The following is a 3,362-nucleotide window of genomic DNA, read 5'->3' as shown; positions in this document are numbered from 1 at the left end:
CGCCGTCTGTTTTACGGCGGCGAGGATGTCAGGTCTTACTCGACTCGATTAGAGCGCTAGTCAACCCTTCTAGGGTGTATTCTCGCGCCTCGATATCAACACGACCAAATAACTCTTGACAGGTTTTTGAAGTTTGCGGACCGATAGAAGCCAGACAAACTTTTTCTAATAGGGAATTAACCGATAATTCTGCCGTTTCTTGCAGCAATAACTGATAAAAATTCTGGACGGTTTTGGAACTAGCAAAGGTGACTATATCGACTTTCCCATCTCGAAACGCTTCCCAGATCTGACTATCCATGCGCGCGGGACATCCGGAATAATATGCGGCCACTTCCGTCACCTGACCGGCTTTGGCCGTTAATTCCTTAACTAATATGTCTCTGCCTCCCGTTTCCACGCGAGGAAAGAGGAATTTTTGCCCCCTAATCGGGTCGGGAAACTCGTTTACCAAAGCATCAGCGACAAAATCCCCCGGGATAAAATCCGCCTTTAATCCTCGTGAGTGCAAAACTTGGCTGGTTTTTTTGCCCACCACGGCGATTTTTACGGTCGCTAAAGCCCTAGCATCTTTTCCCCAAAATGTCAAGCGATCAAAGAAAAAATTAACAGCATTGGCAGAAGTTAAAATCAGCCAATCAAACTCTTGTAACTGAGCGATGGCATCGTCTAAACCTTGCCAACGGTCGGGGGGACGAATCTCTAAAGCGGGCATTTCCAGAACTTCTGCGCCTTGATTTTGCAAAATTTCGCTAAATTGACTCGTTTGCTCGGCGGCACGGGTAATAACAATAGTTTTACCTCCTAGGGGTGGGGGAGAGGACATAATCGCCAGATCCACAACTTGACCAATGACCATAATAGAGGGTGAGAGGGACACCCCGGCGGTTTGAGCGAGAATATTTTCTAAAGTGCCGCGCCAAATTTGTTGATCCTTGCGTCCCGCCTGGCGGATAATAGCGATCGAGTCGTGAATATTCCGCCCATTTTGGCATAATTTCTCGATAATTTGCCCTAAAGACTGACCGGCCATCAATAGCACCAGCGTATCAATTTTAGCTAAAGCTGACCAATCGAGAGACTCGGGATCGTGAGCGCTCAAGACCGCAAAACAGCGACTAATATCCTTTTCCGTCAGGGGAATTCCGGCCAATAAAGGAGCGGCCAAAGCGGAGGAAATTCCAGTTATCAGTTCAAAATCACAGCCAGCCCGCTTTAAGGCTAACATTTCAGGATATACTCGCCCAAAAACCCCCGGATCACCACTTTTAAGCCGAATAACTCGTTTTCCCTCTTGACAATAATTAACCAATATCCGATTAATCTGATTTTGCTCGGCGCCGGGTTGTCCTCCCCGTTTGCCCACATCGACTAAAACACAGGTTTTCGGCACGAGGGAGAAGATTTGACTATCCACTAGGGCATCATACAGCAAAACCTCGGCCGTGGCTAAAATTGCTCGCGCTTGCAGGGTGAGAAAACTGCTCTGACCGATTCCCGCACCGAGAAGATAAACTTTACCCCGGGGATAGACGACTCCTGACATAATCGCAAATTTGGGTTTAATCTTTAATTTAGCACTTGGAGAAGAAACAAATTACTAGCGCAACCAGGGCAGCAGTAAAGTGACGAAATAATATACTAGGGGAGCGGTGAAGACATAACTATCAGTGCGATCAAGTATACCACCGTGACCGGGGATTAACTGCCCGGAATCCTTGACCCCGGCATCGCGTTTCATCATCGATTCGGTCAAATCGCCCAATAAACTGACAATACCAATTAATAAGCCCAAAATTAAGCCCGTCAGCTGCCAATAGGGCCAATCTAAATACCAAGCACCCACCTCGGCCACCGCTATACTGCCTAAAATGCCAAAAAAGGAACCTTCCACGGTTTTTTTGGGACTAATCAGCGATAAGATGGTTTTACCTAACCATTTTCCCATGATATAAGCTCCGATATCGGCGGCCCAAATGCAACCGAAAGCTAGAAAAGTCACCGTCAAAGCGGCCGGGAATAATTTCGGTTCCATCCACGATTCTGGCCAATATCCCATCAGGGGTAAGTTACTGGCCATAGCCACGGGACCACTTTCAGGAGAAAAACCGACCCGTAAACGAATCCAATAACTAGGTAAGTAACCACCATAAAACAGACCGAGAATTGAGGTGGAAATGTCGGCAATTGTCGCCATTTTGGGCTGAAAGAGCAGATAAAAACAAATTAACGCCCCAGCGAGGGGAAACATGGCATCGGTGAGGGGGGCTGCCATAGTTGCCGTCAGTAGTAATAATTGCGAAACTACGAGAGTGGTTTTAGCGGCCGGTTCAATGCCTTTAGCGCGAACTAAGCGAAAATACTCCAATTGTCCCAAAAAGACGATAACACCGATGCCGAGGGTGAAATACCAACCCCCAACGATAATAATTCCCAGTGCGAAGGCAATAGCAAAAATAGCGCTGACAATGCGTGGCCAAGGCATGGTTAATCCAGAGAAGTTAGGCGGCATTGTCATAATTATATAGATTAAGAAAACTTTATGGAAGGTTATCCCCAATTAAAGTTTATCGCCACTCAGGATGAACATGGGATCAACGGCGGCAAAAACTTGGTGAATACCCCTAGTTTCTAGGCGATTTACTGCCGCTTGGACAATCTCGATATTACGCGCCTGTAAATTAGAAAAGCCTTCGGAAAATTGATAGAGGGTTTCTAAATTATTGGCCGTAGCCACGATGCGGCCGTTGGGTTTCAGGTATTGCCACACTTCTTGCAGAACCGATTTAATCGGTTTGCCGCCCTCGATACAGACGCGATCGGGTGCTAGGGATATATTGGGCAGACAATCGGGCGCGCTGCCTTCAAAAACTGTAACATTTTTTACCCCGAAGCGATCGCAATTACGGCGGATTAAACTCGCCACTTCTTCATCCCTTTCAATGGCAATAATCGGACTATTGGGGCATAATAAGCCAATTTCAACGGGAATAGTGCCGGTTCCCGCCCCGATATCCCAGAAAACCCCCCCATCACCTAACCTCAAAGCGGAAATCATCAATAATCTCACCTCGCGTTTACTCAAGGGAATCCCAGGCAAACGTTCAAACAATTCATCGGGAATACCGGGGGTTTTATATAACCAAGTCATGGGGGATCAATTATTGGGAAGCTTCACTACCAAGCATTATTATATAAGTTTGTCCAATTTTATTTATTAAGTAAACAGGGACTTTTCTAGTGGGACTTAGGCGTTTTCGGTCAGCAAAAAAGGCTCAAACCATTACGGGACAAAGGGTTAACCTCGATTGATGATTTTCCTTGATATATCTGGGTTTCAGCGATTTTGGGCTTCTCGAAGT

Annotated in this window: 3 protein-coding genes; all 3 read right to left on the bottom strand. The window is 46.5% G+C overall.

Annotated elements, in window-relative coordinates; translation table 11 throughout:
- Positions 1 to 28: 28 nt before the first annotated feature.
- The 3 genes from cobA to cbiT are packed head-to-tail and all read right to left on the bottom strand — an operon-like array spanning position 29 to position 3,151.
- A complete protein-coding gene (cobA, locus tag PX636_RS11305) occupies positions 29 to 1,546 on the bottom strand; it encodes a uroporphyrinogen-III C-methyltransferase (RefSeq protein WP_288117235.1) in 1,518 nt (505 codons plus the stop codon).
- 54 nt (positions 1,547 to 1,600) lie between these two features.
- Positions 1,601 to 2,518, bottom strand: a complete 918-nt coding sequence (locus PX636_RS11300; RefSeq protein WP_002796273.1) for a phosphatidate cytidylyltransferase — start codon at positions 2,516 to 2,518, stop codon at positions 1,601 to 1,603.
- Between the two features lie 42 nt (positions 2,519 to 2,560).
- On the bottom strand, positions 2,561 to 3,151 hold the full coding sequence (gene cbiT, locus PX636_RS11295) for a precorrin-6Y C5,15-methyltransferase subunit CbiT (RefSeq protein ID WP_002732225.1): 591 nt from the start codon (positions 3,149 to 3,151) through the stop codon (positions 2,561 to 2,563).
- Positions 3,152 to 3,362 lie beyond the last annotated feature (211 nt).

The organism is Microcystis sp. M53598_WE2 (genome assembly GCF_030067735.1).
GTDB lineage: Bacteria > Cyanobacteriota > Cyanobacteriia > Cyanobacteriales > Microcystaceae > Microcystis > Microcystis aeruginosa.
The sequence above is the reverse complement of the archived record's forward strand: the minus strand, read 5'-3'. Positions and strand labels throughout refer to the sequence as shown.

Bases quoted from the DNA above. Each gene is read 5' to 3' on its own strand.
- cobA (WP_288117235.1), bottom strand. From the start codon at position 1,546: ATGTCAGGAGTCGTCTATCCCCGGGGTAAAGTTTATCTTCTCGGTGCG.
- PX636_RS11300 (WP_002796273.1), bottom strand. From the start codon at position 2,518: ATGACAATGCCGCCTAACTTCTCTGGATTAACCATGCCTTGGCCACGC.
- cbiT (WP_002732225.1), bottom strand. From the start codon at position 3,151: ATGACTTGGTTATATAAAACCCCCGGTATTCCCGATGAATTGTTTGAA.